Raw genomic sequence first — 22,604 nt, 5'->3', positions numbered from 1 at the left:
CTTCCCATGATCGGAATCGATAGAGACTCCGGGGCCACGGTCGACGACTGGCTGCAGTTTGTGCAGCGCGCGACCCGGGCCCTGACCACGCCGCTGGGCACCCGGCAAAAAAGGCCCCTTTATGGCTCGCTGATCCCGACGCTGCTGGGGCAGAACCTCGGTGACGACGTTCTGCTTCTGGCCCAGAGCCACGCGGCTCAGGCGTTCTACAACGCGCAGAACGGGATCAGCGATTTTCAGCCGAGCGTGATCGTCGCCAGCCGCCAGGGCGCGGGCCTGCTGCTGCGCTTCGCCGGCACCTGGAAAAACCGTCAACAGACATTCGAGGTCGTGACATGAGCATGTTGATCCCCGGCCAGAATCAATTGGCCGAACCGGCGCTGATCACCGTCGACGCCTTCGAAGACCTGCTCGCCGAGTTCAAGACCTTCGTCGTCGAGTACGTCGGCGCCCGAGCGCCGGACAGCGCGGCGAAACTCAAGACCAGCCTGGAAAACGAGAGCGAATTGCTGACCCTGGCGCTTGAGGCTTTCTGCGTACGACTGCAAACCCACGAACGCAAATACAACGCCCGCATCAAGCAGATGCTGGCGTGGTGGGCCACTGGCAGCAACCTCGATGCACGGCTGGCGGACATGGGCCTTGAAAGGCAGTTGCTCGACGCGGGCGACCCGGCAGCCTTCCCGCCGGTACCGCCGATTTATGAAAGTGATGACGACGCCCGGCTGCGCTATTACCTGGCGCCGCATGCCCCGGCTGCGGGTTCGCGAATGCAGTATCGCCGCGAGGTATTCACCCTCGGTGAACGGCCAACGGTGAAGGTCGAATCCAGCGATGGCGGTGTGGTGAACGTCACCTACACCTTCAACCCGGACGGCCTCGCCGCACAGGTCAAGGACGGCAACGGTCGCCGCACGGCGCCGGGTGAGGTGCAGGTCACAGTGTTGTCCCGCGACGGCGATGGCACTCCGTCTGCAGCGTTGCTGGAAGGCGTGCGTCAACACTTCGCCCGCCCTGATGTGCGACCGGAAACCGACCTCGTCACGGTCAAGGCTGCCGACATTCACCGCTACAAGATTCGCGTGGTGGCGAAGATCAATTCCGGCCCCGACTCGGGCCTGACCAAAGTTGCCGCACAACAGCAATTGCAGGCCTACGCCGACAGTTGTCATCGCCTGGAAGGGCGGGTCGATCCGAGCTGGATCGACTACACGTTGCACAGCGCTGGCGCCGTGCAACTGCAGATTCTTGAACCGCTTGAGCCGATCATCACCAGCGCCTTCGAGGCGCCGTACTGCACGGCGGTCGAAGTCGAGGTGCTGACGCTATGAGTGAGCCAACGCATAGCCCGACGTTGCTGCCGGCCAACAGCTCTCCACTCGAACGTGGACTGGATCTGGGCTTCGGCGCACTGCTGGATCGCATCGCGCCGCCGTTCCCCGAACTGATGAATCCGAGCGAAACACCGGTCGCATTCCTGCCGTATCTGGCAGCGGATCGCGGTGTCGCCGAATGGAGCACCAGCGCACCGGAAGCGGAAAAGCGCCTGACCGTCGAACTGGCCTGGCCCACCGCGCGCCAGGCCGGTACTCGCAAGGCGTTGGAAAACGCGGCCAAGGGTTTGCAACTACGCCCCGAAGTACGCGCTTGGTACGAACAGACGCCGCCCGGCGTGCCTTACAGCTTCTCCGTGCGGGCCTTCAGCGAGCAACCCTACAGCGCAGAAATCGACGCCCGTCTCGACCGACGCCTTGCCGATGCCAAGAGCGAACGGGACATTCTCTCGGTAACAGTTGGCTTGAGCGCGTTCGGCAGTCACTCCATCGCCGCCGCGACCTTTTGCGGTGAGCTGACGACGGTTTATCCGGTGTTCATCGAAGGGCTCGAAACCTCTGGCGAGGCGTTCATGGCCGCCGCGATGTACACCGTCGAAACATCCACTATTTATCCTCAGGGGGCCTGAATGGCTGACTATTACACCCTGCTCACCAACGCAGGGATTGCCTACGAAACGGCGTGCAAGGCCGCGGGCGTGCCGATCAAGCTGACGCAGATTTCCGTCGGCGACGGCGGCGGCGCGGTCTACAACCCGGCCGCGACCGCCACCGCGCTGAAACGCGAAGTCTGGCGCGGGCCGCTCAACGCCCTGTTCCAGGACGAGAAGAACCCGAGCTGGCTGCTCGCCGAAGTGACCATTCCGCCGGACGTTGGCGGTTGGTACGTGCGAGAAGCGGGGCTGTGGACCGATACCGGGATTCTCTACGCCATCGTCAAATACCCGGAGTCGTTCAAGCCGGTGCTGGCGACGTCGGGGTCGGGTAAAGAGTTCTACATTCGCTCGATTTTCGAGACCAGCAATGCGTCGTTGGTAACGCTGCTGATCGATGACACCGTCGTCAAGGCCACGCGTGCCTGGGTCATGAGTTACCTCGCTGAAGAACTCGGCAAACTCGATGGCAAGCAATCGGTGCGCGTCGCGGCCTCTACCAACATCGTGCTGAACGGTGCGCAACAGATCGACGGCGTGGCCGTGATTGCCGGTGACCGCGTTTTGCTGGCGAACCAGACCCTGGCCAAGGACAACGGCCTGTGGATCGTCGCCAATGGCGACTGGGTGCGGGCGGCGGATGCCAATACCAGCGCCAAGGTCACGCCGGGCCTGACGGTCATGGTGGAAGAGGGTACGACCAACGGTGATTCGCTGTGGTACCTGACGACCAATGCGCCGATCACCCTTGGCACTACTGCATTGAATTTCAAGATGCTGGCGGGGCGCACCGGGATTGCTGCCGGGACTTACAAAAGTCTGACGGTTGATGAATATGGTCGCGCTACGGCTGGGGCCAATCCTGAAACGTTGGCCGGTTTTGGCATCAAGGATTCCTACACCAAGGCTGAAGTCGAGGCGTTGATTGCCAAGGCATCGGCATTGCCGGTGGGTTCGATTGTCGCGTTCCCGGTGGATGCACCGCCGCCGGGTTTTCTGGAGCTGGATAACAGCGTCAAGAGCAGTGCGACTTACCCGGACTTGAGCGCTTATCTGGGCGGCAAGTTCAATAAGGGTGATGAGGGTGTCGGGAATTTCCGTTTGCCGGAAGCGCGTGGGGAGTTTTTGCGTGGTTGGGATCATGGACGGGGAGTCGACCTGGGACGTCAAGTCGGTAGCGTTCAGGCTGATGATTATAAAAGTCACAGTCACCGGTACTTTGACAGCGTAGCTGCAAACATTGACCCTTTTGGGGGTACGGGCGCTGGAGTTGTTAACGGTGTCGTAACACCTCCCGCTACGGGTGGGTATCTGGCAACTTCAGGGCCTGATTCAAACAACCTGACGTCGCCCACAACTACTGTCAATGCAGGGGGAAATGAAACTCGCCCGCGCAACATCTCTGTCATGTGGTGCATCAAAGCCTGGAACGCCCCGGTCAATCAGGGAACCATCGATGTAGCCGCGCTGGCCAAGGAAGTCGAACGGCTCAAATCCGCTGTTCCGGTGGGGGCGGTTCTGGCATTCCCGACCGGGATCGTCGCGCCAGGTTATCTGGAGCTGGATGGTAGCGTGCAGAGCATTGCGACTTATCCGGATCTGGCGGCTTTTCTCGGTACCACTTACAACAAAGGCAATGAGGGAGTAGGTAATTTCCGCTTGCCGGAATCACGTGGTGAATTTTTGCGCGGCTGGGATCATGGGCGTGGAGTCGACGCCGGGCGAAACGTAGGCAGTTACCAGGCCGGTACGAAGATCCAGGGTGACAACGTCGAGGCGCCAGCCGTTCAAGGCATTGGAAACTCCGACGCGATTGATGCCGATCCGGCACCTGATTTCAAAGGCGATATTTACTACACGTCCACCGGTGTCACTGTCCTCAATACAGGCTCGTACTGGAAAACCGTGCGCCCGCGCAACCTCGCCGTCATGTGGTGCATCAAAGCCTGGAACGCGCCGGTCAATCAGGGAAGCATCGACATTGCCTCTCTAGCTACTGAAGTCAGACTGGCTCGCCTAAATGGTGCGGAAGTAGGCGCCATGCGTAATCTGAGAGTATCGCTGCCTGTCGCTGCTTCCGTTGCAACGGTTACTGCTGATCAACTGATTATCGAGCAACCGGGGGGCGCGCAGTACAAGTTGTCGAATCTCAATCTATCGCTCGATCTGACAACCGTCGGTGCAGGTGGCATGGACACCGGTATCGCTCCAGCAAGCGGCAGTGTCGGGATTTACGTCATCTACAACCCCGAGTTGAAGGTTGCGAAGCTGCTGGGCGTCAATGCGACATTGAGTACCGCTCCTGAAATTTATGCGGGCACGAATATGCCCGCCGGTTATAGCGCCAGTGCGCTGGTCAGCGTGTGGCAAACCGGTGCCAGTCGATTGATGAACCCCGGCATTCAACATCAGCGTTCAATTTCCATTGCTCGGACGGTAGTGCTGGAAAACGGCATGTCGATGTCGCCGACACCGATCTCGCTGGCCTCTGTTGTTCCGAAGAATGCAAAAACCGTCGGTGGCTACATTCATTACATTGGTAGCGCTGATTTTCCGGGCGGTGGCTCTCTGGGGCTTTCTCCGGATGTTACCGAAGTAGGTATGAAAGCATGCGGCATTGGTGGAATCGTCGGACTGGGTGTTCTAAGTCCGTTCTCGGACCTGGTCATGGCGACTCCACAGACGATCTATTACCGTCTCTATGCGTCGGTCTCTCGTGCAAACGATGTCCACATCTCCCAATACACTTTTTAAGGAGTCATCTATGTTGAGAGCCTACTCAAATGTGGGGACGACCTTTCGATGTGTCGCCTCGGACTGGCCATTGGCTGACGGTGAAGTACTCTTCGACCATGAACCCACCCTTCAGGAACTGGAAAACTCATTTGGTTTTGCGAACGGCGAGCTGGTCTTGAAGCGCCAATTGGACCTGATTGCGCAGGAGCGATTTCGCCGAGAAGGTTCGGGTATCGTGGTCGCCGGTTTGATTATCGATTCATCCCGTGACAGTCAATCGCTGATTGCTGGAATGGCGGTTTCCGCGATGCTCGATCCTGAATATCGTTGCAGCTACAAGTCTGTTGCCGGGTTTGTCGATTTGACAGCTCAACAGATCCTGCAAATTGCACAGGCTGTACGGTCTCATGTTCAGGCCTGTTTTGATCGGGAAAAAGCGCTGTCCGAGTCTGCTCGAGCAGGAACGTTCGGCAACGAAATGCTGACCGAGGGCTGGCCAGATTCCTTGCCTGAAACGCGAGTCCCAAACCTTCAGTAAAACGCCCCTGCACCCCGGGGCGTTTTCTTGTCCGCTTAAAACAAATCAACACCCGCCAAGCCCCTCCCCACGAGGGGCTTTCCCGTTTATGGAGAAACGAAAAATGGCAACCCGCCAAACCTACACCGTGCTCGTCCCATTCCCCACCGGCGGTGGGCACTGGTCGAGCGTCGGTCAAGACCTGGATCTGCTCGACGTCGAGGCCAGTGCGCTGCACAGCGCCGGTCGACTGGAACTGAAAACACCTACCACCCAGGCCAAAAAGGCCGCTGCCAAGAAGGCTGACTAACCATGGCTGAGGTTTTGAACTTCGAGCACAACGGCATTACCGTCAATGCCACCGAATCCCCCGAGGCCATGGGTGGCCTGGGTGACAACGTCATCGGTCTGGTCGGCACCGCGCCGAAAGCCGATCCGCTGATTCCGCGCAACGCACCGTTCCGCATCAACAGCTTCACCACTCACGCGCTGCTCGATCCGACCGGTGCCGAAGAGGGCACCCTGTACCACGCGGTTTACCAGATCCTCAAAGTGGTCAAGGTGCCGGTCTACGTAGTGATCGTCGAGGCGGGCGCGAGCCCGGCCGACACCGTCAACGCAGTGATCGGCGGTGTCGAGCCAGCCACCGGCCGCAAGCTCGGTCTGGCGGCGCTGGGCAGTGTCCCGGAAGACCTGACCATCATCGGCGCGCCGGGCTTCACCGGCACCAAAGCGGTAGCCAGCGAGTTCGCCTCGTTCGGCAAGCGCATCAAGGCCCGTGTGGTGCTGGACGGCAAGGACGCCTCGGTCGCTGATCAAGTGACTTACAGCCAGGAACTGGGCGGCGCCGACCTCGGTTTCGACCGTTGCTTGGTGGTACACAACATGCCGGCGGTGTACTCGAAAGCGGCGAAGAAAAACGTCTTCCTCGCACCGTCCAGCCTGGCGATTGCCGCACTGGCGAAGGTCAAGCAGTGGGAAAGCCCGGGCAACCAGGTGACCTACGCCGAGGACGTGTCCCGAGTCGTTGAATACAACATCCTCGACACCTCCACCGAAGGCGATCTGCTCAACCGCTACGGCGTCAGCTACTACGCCCGCACCGTGCTCGGCGGCTTCTCGCTGCTGGGTAACCGCTCGATCACCGGCAAGTTCATCAGCTACGTCGGCCTTGAAGATGCGATCAGCCGCAAGCTGGTCAAGGCCGGCCAGAAAGCCATGGCGAAGAACCTGACCAAGTCGTTCATGGATCAGGAGGTCAAGCGCATCAACGACTGGCTGCAGACCCTGGTCGCCGACGAAACCATTCCTGGCGGCAGCGTCTATCTGCACCCGGAACTCAACAGCGTCGAGAAGTACAAGAACGGCACCTGGTACGTGGTCATCGACTACGGCCGCTACGCGCCGAACGAACACATGGTTTATCAACTCAACGCCCGCGATGAAATCATCGAGCAGTTCCTGGAGGACGTTCTCTAATGTTTACCAACCGCGTAAGACAGGCCATCGCGGCCACCCTGCAAGGCCTGCCGTTGTCGGCGACCGTTGAGGAGTTCACTCCGCCGAAGATCGACTTCGACATGGAAAACATGACGGGCGGGCGCTTCATCGTTGAGGAAATGGCCAAGAGCGCCAAGCCGCTGAACGCTCAGATCAAGCTGCAAGGCACCGGTGCTGAAGTGTTGCTGGCAATGGGCGTGAAACTGGGCGACGACATCCTGCTGAATGTGCGTGAAGCCGGTCAGGATCAGGACGGCAACACCTGGTTCACCTATCACACCATCGGCGGCAAGCTCAAAACCATGGGTGAAGACGCGATCAAAATGGGCGGCAAAGCCCTGACGACGCTGGACTTCTCCTGCCGCACCTACAACCGCCTGGAAAACGGCATTCCGGTGATCGACATCGACGTGCGCACCCAGAAGTTCGTGCTCAACGGCGTCGACATCCTCGGTGATGCGCGTCGTGCGGTGCTGATGCCGTAACCCCGGCTTACAGGCAATCATAAAACCCTGTGGGAGCGAGCTTGCTCGCGAAGGCGCCAGGTCAGTGGCCATCAATGCTGAATGTCAGGCCGCTTTCGCGAGCAAGCTCGCTCCCACAGTGGATCTAAAAGAATCACCAAGGAATTCATACATGTCGTGGATGCCACCCCAGCATGACCTGCTGTCACCGATCACCGGCGACGACGGCGCGCAGATCGAGCAGATCCAGCTCAAGCCACTGTTCTACGCCGCGCAAAAAGAAGCGCTGGAGCGCGCTGGCGATGATGAAGACGATCAGTTCTTCGAACTGGCGCTGCTCGCCACCGGCCTGTCGGTCAAGGAACTCGACCAGCTCAAACGCCCGGACTACGTGAGCATCGCCCAGTACGTGCACGAGATGTCGACCCGTCCGGCGTCGTACTTTCTGGAGCAGGTCGAGGATGCAGAAAAGTCCGCCGACCCTGACGAAGTGCAACTGCTGCAACCGCTCGCCGTGACTGGCCGCACCGTGACCTCGCTGTCGCTGGAAATGCCCGCACTGCGCGCGACCAAAGTGATGAAGAAACTGAAAACGGCCAAGGAACGCGCCGAGTTCATCACTGCCCATTGCACCGGGCTGATGATCCCCGATCTGGCCCACATGAGCGTCCCTGACTGGACGCAATTGCAGGTGCGCATCGACGATTTTTTAAACCAGCCGGCGGCCTACTTTCGGAACGCGACATCGAAGTAATCCTCGATATCGTCCCGCTCATTTACCCGGTAAGTGAGGCGGAGATTCTGGAATGGGACGCCGAAAAGGCGTTGCGCCGCTACGACATAGCGATCACTCGCCTTGGCGTGAAACAGGAGTAGAGCGGCATGGCAGAGAGTAAAAATGCGCTCATGAACGCCGGTGAGAGCACGGGTTCCGCGAGCCGCAATATCGGCTTGACCACTGCAGCAACGAGCACGACTACAGCAGGCCTGGATCGGGATAAGGTCGCCGACCTGAGGCATGCGTTGAGTACGGCAAGTGACCGAATCGTTTCGCTGACTGCAGCCATCGATTCGCTGATCCTCACCTTGGCGACCCAACGTTCTTTGTCGAAGAGCGCGGTCAATGGCGACGGCGGATCTTCCGCGCAGAAGGCTGCAGACAAGGTAGCCGGCGCCGTCCCTCCCGAACTGCTCAAAGCCGCTGTCGCGATGGACACAGCCGCTGCGAACCTGAGCGAAGTCGCTCGACTGACTCCGGTTCAGGGCAAGGAAATGGCTCAGGCAAGCCTGATCATGGCCAGCGCCCCGTTGGTGGCTGCCGGAGGAACCACCGGGGTTGAATTGCTCAATGCCGCGGCGTTGGGTGCCAAGGCGGGGATTGGCATCGACTTGTCCAATGCCTCGGACAAGCAGTTCGAACTGCTGAAGTTCGCCGATGACGCTGCGCTCACCGCGTCAGCATTCAAGGTGCCTGCGCTACAAGTCGCCGAGATGATGGCGGCCTGGCGTACCTCGATGAAACTGACCCGTGATCAGGCCATCGATCTGGCAGATGCGGCTCACCACTTGGGCAAAATGCCCGGAGATGTAAACGCGGCAGACATCGGCTCGGTGTTGCAGCGTTCCGGCGACGCGGCGATTGCTGCGGGGTTGCAACCCGAGCAAGCCGCAGCGCTGTCGGCAGCCTTGCTGAACACCGGAACGAAAGAAGGTGAAGCAAGCGTCGCGTTGAAGAGCATTTCCACAGCCTTGAGCAAGGGAGACCAGGTCTCTGTTGCCGAACAGGGGGCGTGGAAACAACTGGGGCTCGATCCCAAGGCCGTGTCTGCGGCGATGCGTGATCCGAACAAGGACAATGCGCAAGGTGCGTTGCTGACAGTGTTGGCCGCATTGAACGCCAGACCGCCAGAACAACGCGCAGTGCTGGCCAGGACGTTGTTCTCCGATGGCGGTGATGCTGCGCAGAAGCTCTCGCAAAACCTCGGTGAGGTTAATGAGACGTTCTGGCAGGTCAAGGACAAGCAGCGATACGCGACGTCGGAGCTGGGCGAGAAGGGGTCGATAAAACAGGCTGCCCTGACGCTTTCCGGTACTCAGCAAGGACAGCTGAATATTCTGAATGCCCGTAGCGAACGATTGGCCGTCGCCAAAGGCAACGCGTTGGCACCCTCCAGCGATTCGCTGGCCTCTGCCGGGGTCGACAAGCTCAGTGAACTGACTGAAGCCTATCCGAAAACTGCTGGCGTGGTGTTGACGGTGAGCGCGTTTCTCAAACCGTTGTTCGATCAAGCGCTCGATGCCATTGGCAGCGATATCAAAGAACGGGTTGGCAAGAAAGTCGTGGATAAGGGCCTGTCCGTTTTCACCGGCGCCGCCACCGGCACAGCGGGGGCCGCCGCTGCTGGCAGTGGTTTGAAGATCCTCGAGCAAACTTCGCGGGTGCGGGCCCCGCTTCTGGAGTCGACCGCTGCTGCCATGCGCCCTCTGTCGCGCGCAATGCCCTGGCCTGTGAAAACCGTCGCTGCCCTCACAGGCCTGGCGGCCGGGGTGGCCAGCGGTGACGAAACCCAGATAGCTAAAAGCGTCGGCGCAGCGGGCGGTGGAATGGCCGGCGCTCTTGCAGGCTCTGCTTTCGGCGCGTCACTCGGAGCCGTGGGTGGCCCACCCGGCATGGCCATAGGTGGCCTTCTCGGTGGATTGCTTGGCGGGTGGCTTGGCAGTGAGGGCGGTTCCCTTCTTGGCGAAAAACTCGGCAATGCTGCACCGGACAAACTGGCAGCACCGGCTCAGGTCAGTCAGGCGCTGGCCAGCGCCCAGGCGCCCACGGTGCCAGCCCCCTACGCGCCCACCGTTCAGGTGTATTGCAGCGACCCGGGCAGTGTGGAAAAGATCGGTCAATTGGTCGACTTTCACCTGAGATCCCAATTCAACAACGAATTCATTCCACTGATGAACACCAACAGCCTCGCCACTCGCCGTGACGCAGCCCTGACCGATGGAGTCGCCTGATGAAACAACAAATGGCGCTGGGCAGTTTCATCTTCGGCCTGTCGCGCAACTTCGCTTACAGCACGCTGGCGCGAAAGTCCGACGGTGGCTGGAGCGACATCCAGATCCTGACCAGCAAACCCAAGTCCAGTCAGACCGGGCAGAAAGCGGAATCGCTGACCATCAGCGGCACCTCAATGTATGCCGTGGCCATGGATCGACTCGATGAATTGCGCGCACTTCAGGCATTGCGTGCACCGTTGCCGTTGATTGACGGCATCGGCCGCAACTGGGGTCTGTGGCGGATCAACAGCATCGACGAGAACCAGAGCGAGGTCATCGATGACGGCACCGCGATGGTGATCAAGTGGGTCATCGGATTGTCGGAGTTCAACAATGCGTAAGGTACGAAGCGTGGCCGGTGACTCGGTGAATCTGCTGCTCTACCGCGAAACCGGGCGCAGTGATGACAGCGCCGAAGAAGCCCTGTGGACACTCAACCCGACCCTGGCCGAACACGGCTCGATCCTGCCTGCGGGCGTCTGGGTCACGTTGCCGGAACTCGATTCGAAACCGGCCACGATCAAACCGCTCACGGCCTGGGATTAAGGAGGTTGCATGACACTGGGTTTTACGCCGGTCGTTAAGATTTACGGCGCAAACGCGGATCTGCTCAATCAGCGCCTGATCAGTTGGGAGCACATCGACGCTGCCGGTTTCGAGTCCGATCAGTTGACCTTGACCATCGATCTTGAAGGCCTCGAAGGGCTGCCGGATCTGGGCGGGAAAATCGGCCTTGAGGTCGGTTATCTGGAATCGGGAATGGTCGACAAGGGCCAGTTCAAAGTGACACGCCTGATGCCGACGCTGTTCCCGTTTCGCCTGACGCTGGTGGCCACGGCGGCACCGTTCAGCAAGGAGGATGAGACGGGCTTCAAGCAACGTCGCACGGCCAGTCATGGCCCGACTACATTGGGTGCGCTGTTTCGCAAACTGGTGTCGAGCCATGGCTTTTCACCGCGCGTCGCGCCCGAGGTGGCGATGATCAGGATCGAGCACGTCGACCAGTCCAACGAAACCGACATGAGCTTTCTGACGCGCCTGGCGAAAAAGTACAACGCGGTGACCAAACCCTACAACGACGTGTACGTGCTGGCCCGTCCCGGTCAGACCAAATCGTTGTCGGGCCAGGTGCTGGCGGACGTGACCTTGTCGGTGACCAGCAACAACCGTCCCGGCGATCACGCATTCATCAGCGCCACGCTGGAGGAGTCCGCCCGCGAGCAAACCAAGGGTTGCAAGACCTGTTTCGTGGAGGCTGCCACAGGTTTGTTGCAGTGGGTCGAAACGGGGCTTGCGCCGTTCAAGATCATCCGCCAGAAGCAACCCAGCGAAGCCGATGCGATTGCCGTTGGCGAAGGCGAAGTGCGCAAGATGCTCCGGCAGAAGTACAAGGTGAAAATCACTTGTCCCGGCAATCCACTGCTGGCGGCCGAAGGGCTGGTGCTGCTCGATGAGACCTGGCCGGACTTCATGCGTGGGCGCTGGTCGATCGAAAAAGTCACCGCCAGTGGCAATCGCGAGAACAGCTATCGCTGTGTGATCGATGCCAGCGGCCTTGATCCCAAGGCTGAAGCCAAGGACTGATTCCCCGCTTTGTCACTGCGATGAAGATCCCTGTGGGAGCGGGCTTGCCCGCGAAGAGGCCAGCCCATTCAAAAGAGACGCCGGCTGATCCACCGCCATCGCTGGCAAGCCAGCTCCCACAGGTTTTGCAGTGTTCTGCAGACCGCTTTTCATTCAACTCTGGAACACCACCATGAAGATCACCCCGATCCTCACGCAGCTGCGTGCGCAATGCCCAAGCCTTGCCAACCACATTGCGGTGGGTGTCGATCTGGCGTTGCTGCAAGGCAATGCCGATCTGCCGACACCCTCGGCCCATGTTCTGCCGCTGGCCGATCTCGCCAGCAACAGCAGCGCACAAAACCTCACCGCGCAACCGATCCGCGACCGCTTCGACATCGTCCTGGCGCTCGACGCCAGCGACAGCACAAAAGCGCTGGATCTGTTGCACGACCTGCGCGCCGAACTGTGGCGCGCGCTGGTGGGATTCAAACCGGGCAATGACTACAGCGCCGTCGTCTACGACGGCGGCGAGATGGTCTCGATCAACAGCAGCCGCACCTTCTACCGGCTGCGCTTTTTTGCCGAGTTCCAGCTCGGCCGCAATCTGCCCAGTCAGCCTGCGGAGAGTTGGCACGAACGTGAACTGGACGGTTTGTCGTCCTTTACCGGGGTCACCGTGCGGGTCGATGCGATCGACCCGGCCGACCCCAATCTGAAACACCCGGGCCCTGACGGGCGCGTGGAACTGACTTTCTCTGGAGACGTAACCCCATGAGCAATCGCATCACCGTACTGCCGGCCGCTGGCCGTGCCGTGCCTGACCCGGAAGCGGGCGATCTGCTGCCCAAGGAAGGCCGTGAAGTGCTGGACAGCGCCTGGTGGCGCCGGCGTCTGGCCGACGGCGATATCACACTCAAAACCGCAAAAGCGGCTAAACCACAGGGAGCCAAATAATGGCGATCGGATTCAGCAACATCCCCGCGGACATTCGTGTACCGCTGTTCTATGCCGAAATGGACAACTCGGCCGCCAATAGCGCTACTTCGGCCATGCGCCGTCTGATCGTCGCTCAGGTCAACGACAACATCGCCCCGACCGAAGTCGGCAAACTGGTGCTGGTCTCCAGCGTCGCGCTGGCAAAAAGCATCGGCGGTCAGGGCTCGATGCTCGCCTCGATGTACGAGACCTTCCGCAAGGCCGACCCGATCGGCGAGATCTGGTGCCTGCCGCTGCACAACACTGAAGGCGCCATCGCCAAAGGCGTGCTGACCCTGACCGGCACCGCCACTCAGGCTGGCGTGCTCAACCTGTACGTCGCTGGTGTGCGGGTGCAGGCCACCGTGGTCAACGGTGCCACCGCTGCTCAAGCGGCTACCGCACTGGCACAGAAAATCAACGCCACCGCCGATCTGCCAGTCAGCGCTGCGGCTGCTGAAGGCGTGGTCACTCTGACCGCCAAATGGACCGGCGACAGCGGTAACGACATCAGCCTGCAGTTCAATCGCCTGGGCAAGAGCAACGGCGAAGAAACCCCGGCCGGCCTGACCACCGCGATCACCGCCATGACCGGTGGCGCCGGTGTGCCGGACCAGGTCGCAGCCGTGGCTGCACTGGGCGACGAGCCGTTCGAGTTCATCGCTCTGCCGTGGTCGGATCTGTCGACCCTCAACACCTGGCAAGCGGTGATGGATGACAGCACCGGTCGCTGGTCCTGGGCCAAGCAACTGTTCGGTCACGTCTACAGCGCCAAGCGCGGCACCGTCGGCACCCTGGTTGCTGCTGGCCAGGCACGCAACGACCAGCACATGACCATTCAGGCGCTGGAACCGGGCGTACCGCAACCATTCTGGGTACAAGCGGCAGCACTGGCTGCGCGCACCGCAGTGTTCATTTCCGCCGATGCCAGCCGTCCGACGCAAAGCGGCAGCCTGCCGGGCGTTGATCCGGCGCCGGCCAGCGAGCGTTTCACCCTGACCGAGCGTCAGTCGCTGCTCAACTACGGCATCGCGACCGCTTACTACGAAGGCGGTTATGTGCGCATCCAGCGTTCGATCACCACCTACCAGAAAAACGCTTACGGCCAGGCCGACAACTCCTACCTGGACAGCGAAACCATGCACCAGTCGGCGTTCATCGTGCGTCGTCTGCAAAGCGTGATCACCAGCAAATACGGCCGGCACAAACTGGCTTCCGACGGCACCCGTTTCGGCGCCGGCCAGCCGATCGTCACTCCGGCGACCATTCGCGGCGAGTTGATCGCGCAGTACGCCAAGCTGGAACTGGAAGGCCACGTGGAGAACGCCGAGCTGTTCGCCGAGCACCTGATCGTCGAGCGCGACGTGCAGGACCCGAGCCGCGTGAACGTGCTGTTCCCGCCGGATTACATCAACGGTCTGCGCGTGTTCGCACTGCTCAACCAATTCCGTCTGCAATACGACGACGCGGCCTGATCGCCGCGTTTGGCCGTAAGCATTCAGCCCACCTCGGTGGGCTTTTTTATTTGAAGGGAGTAACACCATGGGTCAAGTGATTGCAGGCACCTGCTACGTCAAAGTCGACGGTGCACAACTGACTATCAACGGCGGCTGCGAAGCCCCGCTGATGGCCGTCAAACGCGAAACCGTCGTACCGGGTTTCTACAAGGAAACCGACGTCGCGCCGTCGTTCAAAGTGACCGCGCTGCACACCGCCGACTTCCCGCTGAAGAAGCTGATCGAAGGCACCGACATCACCGTCACCTGCGAATTCAGCAACGGCAAAGTCTACGTGCTGGCCGGTGCCTATCTGGTCGAAGAGCCGGTTTCCAAAGGCGACGACGCCACCATCGAACTGAAATTCGAAGGCATCAAGGGGACCTGGCAATGAGCGGCGCCGTGAAGCTTCAGGTTGCGATCGAAGCTCACGGCGAGCCCCTGACCGAACTCGTCCTGCGCCGTCCGACGGTGCAGGAAGTGCGAGCGATCAAGGCGCTGCCGTACAAGATCGACAAGAGCGAAGAAGTCAGCCTCGACATGGACGTGGCGGCCAAATACATCGCCGTGTGCGCCGGCATCCCGCCGTCGTCGGTCAACCAGCTCGATCTGGCTGACCTCAATGCGTTGAGCTGGGCCGTTGCGAGTTTTTTCATGAGTGCGGCGTCGGAGCCATCACCGACCTGATCGCAGTCGCCTATGACCTGGCCTGGTTCTGGAAGGTTGACCCCGAACAGATGATGGCCAGGCCACTGGATGTGCTCCGCGAGTCGCTGGAGCACGCGCAACGGATCAATGCGATGCAGCAGGTGCAGTGATGGCAGACGAAGAAAAGCAAGTCAAAACACCGGTGCTGATCACGGGCATCGATGAACTGTCGCCCAAACTCGGCGCCCTGCGAGTAAAGGTCGAGAGCTTCAAGAAAAATCTCGAGCAGACCGGCCTCGGCAAACTGGACATCAGCGGTCTGTTCAAGGGCGGCAGTGTGATCACGCCGTTCGTGGACGGGATCAAATCGGCGGCGGCGTTTCAGGGCAAACTGACTGAAGTCAGCGAGACGGCGAAAACCGTTGATCTGCCCGCCGCACCGCAAACCGCCGCGCAGAACATGAACGTGTTCAGTGCGTCGATGGAAAAGGTTTCCTCCGCTGTCGACGCAGCGCTGGTGCCGGCGGTGGGGGCGTTGGTGATCGGGCTTGAGCCGATGATGACTCAGGTCGGCAGCCTGCTTGCCGACAATCCGAAACTGGTTGAGGGGCTGGCGGCGGGGGCCATCGCCTTTTCGGCGATGCAAACCGCCGTCACTGGCGCGACGCAAGTGTTCGATGTCATGAGCATGGTGCTCAAGACCAACCCGATCATGCTGATTGCCATGGGCATCGCGGTGGCGGCCGGTTTGATCTATGCCAACTGGACACCGATCAGCGCGTTCTTCACCGGGATGTGGGAAGGCGTCAAAAACGTCGGGGCGAATGCCATGGCGATCTTGCGTTCGGTGCTCGACTGGCGCCCGCTCGATGCGCTGGCGGCGCTCTGGCAACCGGTCACGGGATTTTTCTCGGGGATCTGGGACAAGGTCAAGGCGGTCACCCGCCCGGTGATCGACTTCTTTAAAACAGTTTTCTCCTGGACGCCTTACGGCATGATCCTGGACAACTGGGGGCCGCTGACGGGACTGTTTGCGGCGATCTGGGAACTGCTCAAGGCCTTGAGTGTGCCGGTGATGGCGTTCCTCAGAAATCTGTTCGATTTCTCGCCGATGCAGATGATCAACAGTGCGTGGGGCGGTGTTGTCAGGTTCTTCGAGCCGATGTTCGATGGCCTGCGAAAAGCCGCGCAGCCGGCCAAGGCGTTCCTGGCTTCGTTGTTCGACTTCTCGCCGATGCAGATGATCACCAGCGCCTGGGGCGGTGTTGTTGCGTACTTCCAGCCGCTGTGGACGACGCTGCAATCGGCTGTGCAAAGCACCCGGGATACATTGCGGACGTTGTTCGATTATTTCCCGATGGAAATGATCACCAGCGCCTGGAGTGGTGTCGTGGGGTATTTCGAACCGATCTGGACGGCCCTGCAAACATCAGTGCAGCGGGTCCAGGGCTTTTTCACCAGCCTGTTCGAGTGGTCGCCGCTGGAGCAGATTGCGCAGTACTGGCAGCCGGTCGGCGAGGTTTTTTCAGCGCTGTGGGATGTTGTGCTGGCGGTGTCTGCGCCGGTCGTGGACTTTCTGCACACGCTGTTCGAATGGAAACCTCTGGATCAGCTCATCGAGAGCTGGGGGCCGATCGTCGGGTGGTTCGGCGAGTTGTGGCAAAAGCTGCAAACCGTCATCGCGCCGATCAAGGAACTGTTCGACGCTGGTTTTGCCGGGTTGATCGCCAAGGTCACCGGCAAGGTCGAAACGCTGACTGAGGCGCAACGCCAGACCAATGCCGAAGGCAAGGGTGAACTGGCGCCGGCATTCTTTGGCGCGAATCCAGCGCCTGCAGGAAACGGGACGTTGCAAAGCGGTTCGCTGCCACAATCCTCCAGCGCCCTGATTCAGCAAAGCGCTGCCAACAACCGCACGCAACTCGAAGGCGGCCTGACCGTGCGCTTCGAAAATGCGCCGGCGGGGCTGCGCACCGATCAACCGCAAACCAATCAACCTGGCCTGGCGCTGTCTTCGCGCATCGGCTATCGCTCGCTGTCGGCAGGAGGTTCCAATGAATTGGCGTGACCGCTTGTTGCCGGCATCGTTTCGCGGTGTCGGGTTCTGGACCGATCAGGCGAAAACCCCGGTCGGTCGCAAAGGTCAGTTGCATGAGTATCCGCAACGCGACCTGCCGTATTTCGAGGATCTCGGCCAGCAGGCCAAGACCCACGACCTGACGGCGTTCATCATCGGCGCCGATTGCCTGGAGCAGCGCGACAAGCTGCTCAAGGCCTTGGAGGCGGGCAGTGGTGAACTGGTGCATCCGTGGCTCGGACGTTTGCAAGTCAAGGTCGGCGAATGCGACATGACCCACACCCGCCAGGATGGCGGGCTGGTGACGTTCAGTCTGAAGTTTTACCCCGACCGGCCGTTGCCGTTTCCGACCGCCACGGTCAGTACGCAAAAAATCCTGTTGGCCAAGGCTGACGCGTTGCTGGGGTCAGCCGTGTCGCGTTTCGAGGAGGTGATTGTCCGGATTCAAGCGGCGCGGATCGGCATCAATAATCTGCGAAACAGCCTGACCGGGGTGTTCGATGTCATCAAGGAACAGCTGAAACCGCTGATCGCGCAATACAAGGAAATCACTGAACTGGTCAGAGCCGTCAAGGAATTGCCCAAGGAAGTGGCGGCGGAGTTCAAGGGCTTGCTCGGCGATATCAAGGAACTCAAGGCATTCGCGAAGGAGGGCTACCGTGGCGTGATTGCCGACGTGTCCCAACAACTCGAAGCCATTCGCAAGGCCGATGCGCCGAAGATCACCACCGGCAAGGACACCAACGCGGCGGCCCAAGCCATGGCCGATCTGGTGCAAGACACCCTGATCGTCAAAGTGGCGCAATGGGTCGCCTCGATGCCGGTGGCGTCGAAGCCAGTGAAGCTGGCGTCGACACCTTCGCTTGATCAGCAATCAAAGCAGCAGGTCACTCGTCAGGACGTGCCGGCCACGGATGATTTGCAGGCGCTGCAGAACAACCTGGTCGAGGCGCTCCAGATGGCCAAAAACAAAGCCGGCCCGGCGCACTATCAAGCGATCAGCGATGTACAGGATGCTTTGGTCGCGCACCTCAAAGCGGTAGCGTCTTCGGGTGTGCGTCTGGTCACCAAGTCGTTTCAGGAGAGTTTTCCGGCGCTGGTGGTGGCGTACAAACAGTTCGGAGATGCGACGCGCGTTACCGAAGTGATCCAGCGTAACGCGGTAACCAACCCGTTGTACCTGCCGCCCAATGACGTGAAAGTCTCCCGGGAGTAGTCATGAGCGAGATAGACAACCGCGTCACGCTGACCGTCAACAACATGGAATACGGCGGCTGGAAAAGCGTCGAAATCACCGCCGATCTTGAGCGCCAGTTCCGCACCTTCAAACTCGACATCACCTGGCAGTGGCCGGGGCAGACGGTGGATCAACGGATCAAACCGGGTGACCCGTGCGAAGTGAAAATTGGCCAGGACCTGGTGCTCACTGGCTACGTGTTCAAGGCCCCGATCAGTTACGACGGACGCCAGATCAGCCTGAGCATCGAGGGCAGTTCCAAGACTCAGGATCTGGTCGATTGCGCAGCCACCAACCGGCCGAACCAATGGCAGGAGCAACCGCTGCTGAGCATCGTCCAGGCTCTGGCGGCGGAATACTCGCTGTACGTGGTCAACGAAATTCCCGAGACCGCGCGGCTCGCCAAACACACCATCGTGCCGGGCGAAACGGTGTTCCAGTCGATCGACCGTCTGCTCTCGCTGTTCCGAGTGTTTTCCACCGATGACGAGCAAGGCCGGCTGGTTCTGGCCAAGCCCGGCAGTGGTGGTCGGGCCAGTGACGCGCTGGAGTTGGGCAAGAACATTCTGTCGGCGAACGCGCCGATGGATCAGAGCCAGGTGTTTTCTGAATACCGAGTGATCGGTCAGCAGAAAGGCTCGGACAAGAAGAGCGGGGCGGCCGTCAGCGAGGTTCAATCCAGCGCGGCTGATCTGAGCTTCAAGCGCCGACGCACCACGATCATCAACGAAGGCACCGCGCTGACGTTCGAGTTGGCCCAGCAACGCGCCCAATGGGAAAGCGCCACCCGCATCGGCCGGGCGCAGACCACCACCTATCAGGTGCAGGGCTGGCGTCAGTCCAATGGCGATCTGTGGCGCCACAACACGCTGGTGAAGGTCACGGATCCGGTGCTCGGTTTTGACGGTGACATGCTGATTTCCAAAGTCACGTATTCGCTGTCGGCGCAAGGCTCGGTGACCACGCTGCAAGTGGCGCCACCGCATACCTTCGATCCTGATCCCACGCCCCCGAAAAAAACGCCGGCCTGACACCGGAACCGAAGGGCATCACCTGATCCTGTGGGAGCGGGCTTGCCCGCGATAGCGCAGGTTACCGCAAACACTTCTTTGCCTGACACGCCGCCATCGCGGGCAAGCCCGCTCCCACAGGTTTTGTGTTGGCAAAGTATCGAGGATCAATTCATGAGCCTACTGACACGCCTGCTGGCGCGCGGCACTGTCGTGCTCGCCAACTCGGCATCCAAGCTGCAATCGCTGCAAATGCGCCTCACCGCCGGTGAAGTGAACGACGACCTGGAGCACTTCGAACCCTACGGTTTCACCAGCAATCCGCTGGCCGGCGCCGAAGGCATCGTCACGTTTCTCGGCGGCGACCGTTCCCACGCCATCGCCCTGGTGGTCGCCGACCGCCGCTATCGCCTGCAGTCGCTGGCCTCGGGTGAAGTGGCGATCTACACCGACGAGGGCGACAGAATTCACTTCAAGCGCGGGCGCATCATCGACATCGAAACCGCCACCCTGAACATCCGCGCCAGCAGCGCGGTGAACTTCGACACGCCGGTGATCAACCAGACCGGCAAGATCGTTTCCACCGGTGATCAGCTCGCCGGTGGCATCAGCCAGATCAAACATGTGCACGTCGGCGTGCAGGCCGGCAGCGGCCAGACCGGTGCGCCGGCAGGAGGCAAATAATGCTTGTCAGCCAGAACCTCCATGCCGCGCTGACCCGCGCCGTGCTCATCAGCCTGTTCACCTGGCGCCGCGCCGCCGATGACGACGCTCTCGATGACGAGGAGCGCTTCGGCTGGTGGGGCGACAGCTTTCCCACCGTCGCCGACGATCGCATCGGTTCGCGGCTGTGGCTTTTGCGTCGGGTCAAGCTGACCCGACAGACCCAGATGGACGCCGAGTTCTATGCCCGCGAAGCCCTGCAATGGCTGATCGACGACGGCCACTGCAGCGCCATCGACATCATCAGCGAACGCCTCGACGCCCAGCGCCTGAACCTGCGCACGGTCCTGACCCTGGCCGACGGCGAACGTCTGGACATCAACCCCGATAACAGTTGGCAGGTGATCTATGCCGTTTGAAACCCCTTCGCTGCCGGTGCTGATCAAGCGCACCCAAAGCGACCTGGCCGGCGATTCGCTGCGCCAGTCCGATGCGCAAGTGCTGGCCCGCACCCTCGGCGGTGCCGCTTATGGCCTGTACGGTTATCTCGACTGGATTGCCGAGCAGATCCTGCCAGACAAGGCCGACGAATCGACCCTGGAACGCATCGCCGCGCTGCGCCTGAACCAGCCGCGCAAACCGGCGCAAGTCGCCACCGGCAGCGTCAGTTTTACCGCCACTGCCGGCGCGGTGCTCGACGTTGACACGCTGCTGCAAGCAAGCGATGGCCGTACTTACAAAGTCACCACCGCGCGCACTACCGTCAATGGCAGCAACACCACCACGATTGCTGCGCTCGATGCCGGCAGCCTGGGCAATGCTGACGCCGGTCTGGCGCTGAACCCGGTGCAGCCGATCGCCGGTGTGATCGGCAATAGCTTCGTCGTGCTGGCGCCCGGCCTCAGTGGCGGCGTGGCGCGGGAAAGCCTGGAGTCGCTGCGTTCGCGGGTGATCCGTTCCTATCGGGTCATTCCGCACGGCGGTTCGGCCAGCGACTACGAGACCTGGGCGCTGGAAGTGCCTGGCGTGACGCGAGCCTGGTGCCGCGGTGGCTTCCTGGGGCCGGGCACGGTGACGGTGTTCATCATGCGCGACGAAGACCCGCAACCGGTGCCCAACGATGAACAACTGGCGGAGGTTCAGGCGTACATCGAACCGCTGCGTCCGGTGACCGCGGAAGTACACGTGCAGCGGCCGATTCAGGTGCCGGTGGTGTATCGCTTCAAGAGCGTCAACCCGGACACCACTGCTGTGCGCGCCGCCGTGGAAGCGCAGCTGCGCGACTTGCACAACCGCGAGGCCGACCTCGGCGTGCCGCTGCTGATCAGCCATATCCGCGAAGCCATCAGCAGCGCCGGCGGTGAATACGATCACTCGCTGACCGCGCCGGCCGCTGACGTGCCTGCCGGGCAAAGCGAACTGCTCACTTTCGGAGGTTGCGTATGGGGGGCATAAGAACCGCCGCGCAATACCAGGCGCAACTGCGCGCCTTGCTGCCGAGCGGCCCGGCATGGGATCCGGAACGCGTCCCGGAACTCGAGGAAGTGCTGCAAGGCGTCGCCGTCGAGCTGGCCCGTCTCGATGCCCGTGCCGCCGACCTGCTCAACGAGATGGACCCGGCCGGCGTCAGCGAACTGGTGCCGGACTGGGAGCGGGTGATGGAACTGCCCGACCCGTGCCTGGGCGCCACGCCGCTGTTCGACGACCGCCGCCTCGCCGTACGCCGGCGCTTGCTTGCGGTCGGCAGCCAGGCTGTCGGTTACTACCTCGACATCGCCAAAAGCCAGGGCTACCCCAACGCCAGCATCACCGAACACGAAGCCCCCCGCATGGGCCGCTCGCGTTTCGGCGCAGCGCACTGGGGCACCTGGGAAGCGCAATTCATGTGGACCCTCAACACCGGCGGCCGGTTGCTGCTCGGTCGGCGCTACGGCGCGAGCTACTGGGGCGAGCGCTTTGGCGTGAACCCGGGCTCGGCGCTGGAGTGCCTGATCCACCGCAGTGCGCCGGCGCATACCAAGGTGCACATCAACTATGACTAGGGAGGAATGACCGGATGGATTATCCGAAAAGTGTGCCCAGCGCCGGTCTGGTGAATGGGAAATTTGTTGACGAGGATGCCATCAATGGCAAACCGGGTTCGCTGATTCCGGCTGCGTGGGGCAATGGCGTGACGGAAGAAATCGTCAATGTCATCAAGGCTGCTGCCATCGTGCCGGATGAACAGAATCACGCTCAGCTTCAGCAGGCGATCACAAAAAGCATCAGCGACCGGTTGCCTGGACAGGCGAGCGAAGCCGCTGCCGGGGTGATGAAAGTCGCGACTCAGGATCAGGTGGGGACAGGTGTTGATGACACAGTGGCGGTGACACCGAAAAAGCTCAAGCTCGGGTTCAGTCTGGCTAACACTGGAGGCACCGGTTACCTCGCCTTTCCGTCCTGGATGGGCGGCTTGATTATTCAGTGGGGATGGATCAATAGCGCCACCACAGATGTCATCACCACGCTTCCGGTGAGCTTCAACTCAAATTTCTTCCGGGTGATGGTTTGCAACGATTACACCGCATCCTCTGGATCAATCGGTTATATCGCGGCCAGCACCCGGAGCCTGTCCACCATTGTTTCCCGGGGCTCTAGTCCGTCTCTGGGCGCGCAGTACATCGCCATAGGCAAGTAG

The 22,604-nt window shown here is 60.9% G+C and carries 26 protein-coding genes; all 26 read left to right on the top strand.

Going from position 1 to position 22,604, the window contains the following annotated elements; all coding sequences use genetic code 11:
* The first annotated feature begins 6 nt into the window (after positions 1-6).
* The 26 genes from B1722_RS08385 to B1722_RS30095 all read left to right on the top strand — a co-directional run bounded on the left by B1722_RS08385 (position 7) and on the right by B1722_RS30095 (position 22,604).
* On the top strand, positions 7-339 hold the full coding sequence (locus B1722_RS08385) for a phage baseplate protein (protein WP_003222189.1): 333 nt from the start codon (positions 7-9) through the stop codon (positions 337-339).
* Positions 336-1,331 (top strand): baseplate J/gp47 family protein, encoded by a 996-nt coding sequence (locus tag B1722_RS08380; RefSeq protein ID WP_041072287.1) that lies wholly within the window; start codon positions 336-338, stop codon positions 1,329-1,331. The genes B1722_RS08385 and B1722_RS08380 overlap by 4 nt, the downstream gene beginning before the upstream one ends.
* Positions 1,328-1,963, top strand: a complete 636-nt coding sequence (locus tag B1722_RS08375) for a phage tail protein I (RefSeq protein WP_041072285.1) — start codon at positions 1,328-1,330, stop codon at positions 1,961-1,963. The genes B1722_RS08380 and B1722_RS08375 overlap by 4 nt, the downstream gene beginning before the upstream one ends.
* Entirely contained in the window at positions 1,964-4,741 is a 2,778-nt protein-coding gene (locus B1722_RS08370) for a phage tail protein (protein ID WP_086792158.1), read from the top strand.
* 10 nt (positions 4,742-4,751) lie between these two features.
* On the top strand, positions 4,752-5,261 hold the full coding sequence (locus B1722_RS08365) for a DUF4376 domain-containing protein (protein WP_041072281.1): 510 nt from the start codon (positions 4,752-4,754) through the stop codon (positions 5,259-5,261).
* Between the two features lie 103 nt (positions 5,262-5,364).
* The gene (locus B1722_RS08360; protein WP_047291936.1) at positions 5,365-5,550 is read left to right on the top strand and encodes a hypothetical protein; all 186 of its coding nucleotides are present in this window, start codon (positions 5,365-5,367) and stop codon (positions 5,548-5,550) included.
* A gap of 2 nt (positions 5,551-5,552) precedes the next feature.
* Positions 5,553-6,719 (top strand): tail protein, encoded by a 1,167-nt coding sequence (locus tag B1722_RS08355; protein WP_041072277.1) that lies wholly within the window; start codon positions 5,553-5,555, stop codon positions 6,717-6,719.
* Positions 6,719-7,225 (top strand): phage major tail tube protein, encoded by a 507-nt coding sequence (locus tag B1722_RS08350; RefSeq protein ID WP_007908799.1) that lies wholly within the window; start codon positions 6,719-6,721, stop codon positions 7,223-7,225. Before B1722_RS08355 ends, B1722_RS08350 begins: the two co-directional genes overlap by 1 nt.
* A gap of 151 nt (positions 7,226-7,376) precedes the next feature.
* A complete protein-coding gene (locus B1722_RS08345) occupies positions 7,377-7,958 on the top strand; it encodes a phage tail assembly protein (protein WP_086792156.1) in 582 nt (193 codons plus the stop codon).
* 128 nt (positions 7,959-8,086) lie between these two features.
* Positions 8,087-10,213, top strand: coding sequence for a phage tail tape measure protein (locus tag B1722_RS29995; protein ID WP_086792154.1), 2,127 nt, complete (start codon positions 8,087-8,089; stop codon positions 10,211-10,213).
* Positions 10,213-10,596 carry a phage tail protein gene (locus B1722_RS08335; RefSeq protein ID WP_086792151.1) on the top strand — a complete coding sequence of 128 codons (384 nt, stop codon included), beginning with the start codon at positions 10,213-10,215 and terminating at the stop codon, positions 10,594-10,596. Before B1722_RS29995 ends, B1722_RS08335 begins: the two co-directional genes overlap by 1 nt.
* A complete protein-coding gene (locus tag B1722_RS08330; RefSeq protein ID WP_086792149.1) occupies positions 10,589-10,801 on the top strand; it encodes a tail protein X in 213 nt (70 codons plus the stop codon). Before B1722_RS08335 ends, B1722_RS08330 begins: the two co-directional genes overlap by 8 nt.
* A gap of 9 nt (positions 10,802-10,810) precedes the next feature.
* The gene (locus B1722_RS08325) at positions 10,811-11,839 is read left to right on the top strand and encodes a phage tail protein (RefSeq protein ID WP_086792147.1); all 1,029 of its coding nucleotides are present in this window, start codon (positions 10,811-10,813) and stop codon (positions 11,837-11,839) included.
* Between the two features lie 172 nt (positions 11,840-12,011).
* The gene (locus B1722_RS08320; protein ID WP_086792145.1) at positions 12,012-12,596 is read left to right on the top strand and encodes a hypothetical protein; all 585 of its coding nucleotides are present in this window, start codon (positions 12,012-12,014) and stop codon (positions 12,594-12,596) included.
* Positions 12,593-12,775: a DUF2635 domain-containing protein gene (locus B1722_RS08315; RefSeq protein WP_041072263.1), complete on the top strand. Its 183-nt coding sequence runs from the start codon at positions 12,593-12,595 to the stop codon at positions 12,773-12,775. Before B1722_RS08320 ends, B1722_RS08315 begins: the two co-directional genes overlap by 4 nt.
* Positions 12,775-14,271, top strand: coding sequence for a phage tail sheath subtilisin-like domain-containing protein (locus B1722_RS08310; protein ID WP_041072261.1), 1,497 nt, complete (start codon positions 12,775-12,777; stop codon positions 14,269-14,271). Before B1722_RS08315 ends, B1722_RS08310 begins: the two co-directional genes overlap by 1 nt.
* 67 nt (positions 14,272-14,338) lie before the next feature.
* A complete protein-coding gene (locus tag B1722_RS08305; RefSeq protein WP_007964335.1) occupies positions 14,339-14,686 on the top strand; it encodes a phage tail tube protein in 348 nt (115 codons plus the stop codon).
* Positions 14,683-14,979, top strand: a complete 297-nt coding sequence (locus B1722_RS08300; RefSeq protein ID WP_003222226.1) for a phage tail assembly protein — start codon at positions 14,683-14,685, stop codon at positions 14,977-14,979. Before B1722_RS08305 ends, B1722_RS08300 begins: the two co-directional genes overlap by 4 nt.
* A 130-nt stretch (positions 14,980-15,109) precedes the next feature.
* A complete protein-coding gene (locus B1722_RS08295; RefSeq protein ID WP_086792143.1) occupies positions 15,110-17,008 on the top strand; it encodes a phage tail protein in 1,899 nt (632 codons plus the stop codon).
* A complete protein-coding gene (locus B1722_RS08290) occupies positions 16,995-18,233 on the top strand; it encodes a DNA circularization protein (protein ID WP_086792136.1) in 1,239 nt (412 codons plus the stop codon). Before B1722_RS08295 ends, B1722_RS08290 begins: the two co-directional genes overlap by 14 nt.
* A 2-nt stretch (positions 18,234-18,235) precedes the next feature.
* Positions 18,236-19,285, top strand: coding sequence for a phage baseplate assembly protein (locus B1722_RS08285; RefSeq protein WP_086792134.1), 1,050 nt, complete (start codon positions 18,236-18,238; stop codon positions 19,283-19,285).
* Between the two features lie 153 nt (positions 19,286-19,438).
* Positions 19,439-19,948, top strand: a complete 510-nt coding sequence (locus B1722_RS08280) for a phage baseplate assembly protein V (RefSeq protein ID WP_041072253.1) — start codon at positions 19,439-19,441, stop codon at positions 19,946-19,948.
* Positions 19,948-20,346 (top strand): phage GP46 family protein, encoded by a 399-nt coding sequence (locus tag B1722_RS08275; RefSeq protein ID WP_007964342.1) that lies wholly within the window; start codon positions 19,948-19,950, stop codon positions 20,344-20,346. Before B1722_RS08280 ends, B1722_RS08275 begins: the two co-directional genes overlap by 1 nt.
* On the top strand, positions 20,336-21,382 hold the full coding sequence (locus tag B1722_RS08270) for a baseplate J/gp47 family protein (protein WP_086792132.1): 1,047 nt from the start codon (positions 20,336-20,338) through the stop codon (positions 21,380-21,382). The genes B1722_RS08275 and B1722_RS08270 overlap by 11 nt, the downstream gene beginning before the upstream one ends.
* The gene (locus B1722_RS08265) at positions 21,370-21,969 is read left to right on the top strand and encodes a YmfQ family protein (protein ID WP_007964344.1); all 600 of its coding nucleotides are present in this window, start codon (positions 21,370-21,372) and stop codon (positions 21,967-21,969) included. Before B1722_RS08270 ends, B1722_RS08265 begins: the two co-directional genes overlap by 13 nt.
* Before the next feature lie 14 nt (positions 21,970-21,983).
* Positions 21,984-22,604 carry a hypothetical protein gene (locus tag B1722_RS30095; protein ID WP_371851368.1) on the top strand — a complete coding sequence of 207 codons (621 nt, stop codon included), beginning with the start codon at positions 21,984-21,986 and terminating at the stop codon, positions 22,602-22,604.

Source organism: Pseudomonas sp. SCPG-7, assembly GCF_002156405.1.
Classification (GTDB): domain Bacteria; phylum Pseudomonadota; class Gammaproteobacteria; order Pseudomonadales; family Pseudomonadaceae; genus Aquipseudomonas; species Aquipseudomonas parakoreensis.
The sequence above is the reverse complement of the archived record's forward strand: the minus strand, read 5'-3'. Positions and strand labels throughout refer to the sequence as shown.

Coding starts and splice junctions, on each gene's coding strand:
- B1722_RS30095 (WP_371851368.1), top strand. CDS start 21,984: ATGGATTATCCGAAAAGTGTGCCCAGCGCCGGTCTGGTGAATGGGAAA.
- B1722_RS08305 (WP_007964335.1), top strand. CDS start 14,339: ATGGGTCAAGTGATTGCAGGCACCTGCTACGTCAAAGTCGACGGTGCA.
- B1722_RS08370 (WP_086792158.1), top strand. CDS start 1,964: ATGGCTGACTATTACACCCTGCTCACCAACGCAGGGATTGCCTACGAA.
- B1722_RS08295 (WP_086792143.1), top strand. CDS start 15,110: ATGGCAGACGAAGAAAAGCAAGTCAAAACACCGGTGCTGATCACGGGC.
- B1722_RS08330 (WP_086792149.1), top strand. CDS start 10,589: ATGCGTAAGGTACGAAGCGTGGCCGGTGACTCGGTGAATCTGCTGCTC.
- B1722_RS08365 (WP_041072281.1), top strand. CDS start 4,752: ATGTTGAGAGCCTACTCAAATGTGGGGACGACCTTTCGATGTGTCGCC.
- B1722_RS08280 (WP_041072253.1), top strand. CDS start 19,439: ATGAGCCTACTGACACGCCTGCTGGCGCGCGGCACTGTCGTGCTCGCC.
- B1722_RS29995 (WP_086792154.1), top strand. CDS start 8,087: ATGGCAGAGAGTAAAAATGCGCTCATGAACGCCGGTGAGAGCACGGGT.
- B1722_RS08310 (WP_041072261.1), top strand. CDS start 12,775: ATGGCGATCGGATTCAGCAACATCCCCGCGGACATTCGTGTACCGCTG.
- B1722_RS08325 (WP_086792147.1), top strand. CDS start 10,811: ATGACACTGGGTTTTACGCCGGTCGTTAAGATTTACGGCGCAAACGCG.
- B1722_RS08285 (WP_086792134.1), top strand. CDS start 18,236: ATGAGCGAGATAGACAACCGCGTCACGCTGACCGTCAACAACATGGAA.
- B1722_RS08265 (WP_007964344.1), top strand. CDS start 21,370: ATGGGGGGCATAAGAACCGCCGCGCAATACCAGGCGCAACTGCGCGCC.
- B1722_RS08375 (WP_041072285.1), top strand. CDS start 1,328: ATGAGTGAGCCAACGCATAGCCCGACGTTGCTGCCGGCCAACAGCTCT.
- B1722_RS08385 (WP_003222189.1), top strand. CDS start 7: ATGATCGGAATCGATAGAGACTCCGGGGCCACGGTCGACGACTGGCTG.
- B1722_RS08275 (WP_007964342.1), top strand. CDS start 19,948: ATGCTTGTCAGCCAGAACCTCCATGCCGCGCTGACCCGCGCCGTGCTC.
- B1722_RS08380 (WP_041072287.1), top strand. CDS start 336: ATGAGCATGTTGATCCCCGGCCAGAATCAATTGGCCGAACCGGCGCTG.
- B1722_RS08290 (WP_086792136.1), top strand. CDS start 16,995: ATGAATTGGCGTGACCGCTTGTTGCCGGCATCGTTTCGCGGTGTCGGG.
- B1722_RS08345 (WP_086792156.1), top strand. CDS start 7,377: ATGTCGTGGATGCCACCCCAGCATGACCTGCTGTCACCGATCACCGGC.
- B1722_RS08270 (WP_086792132.1), top strand. CDS start 20,336: ATGCCGTTTGAAACCCCTTCGCTGCCGGTGCTGATCAAGCGCACCCAA.
- B1722_RS08335 (WP_086792151.1), top strand. CDS start 10,213: ATGAAACAACAAATGGCGCTGGGCAGTTTCATCTTCGGCCTGTCGCGC.
- B1722_RS08355 (WP_041072277.1), top strand. CDS start 5,553: ATGGCTGAGGTTTTGAACTTCGAGCACAACGGCATTACCGTCAATGCC.
- B1722_RS08300 (WP_003222226.1), top strand. CDS start 14,683: ATGAGCGGCGCCGTGAAGCTTCAGGTTGCGATCGAAGCTCACGGCGAG.
- B1722_RS08320 (WP_086792145.1), top strand. CDS start 12,012: ATGAAGATCACCCCGATCCTCACGCAGCTGCGTGCGCAATGCCCAAGC.
- B1722_RS08350 (WP_007908799.1), top strand. CDS start 6,719: ATGTTTACCAACCGCGTAAGACAGGCCATCGCGGCCACCCTGCAAGGC.
- B1722_RS08315 (WP_041072263.1), top strand. CDS start 12,593: ATGAGCAATCGCATCACCGTACTGCCGGCCGCTGGCCGTGCCGTGCCT.
- B1722_RS08360 (WP_047291936.1), top strand. CDS start 5,365: ATGGCAACCCGCCAAACCTACACCGTGCTCGTCCCATTCCCCACCGGC.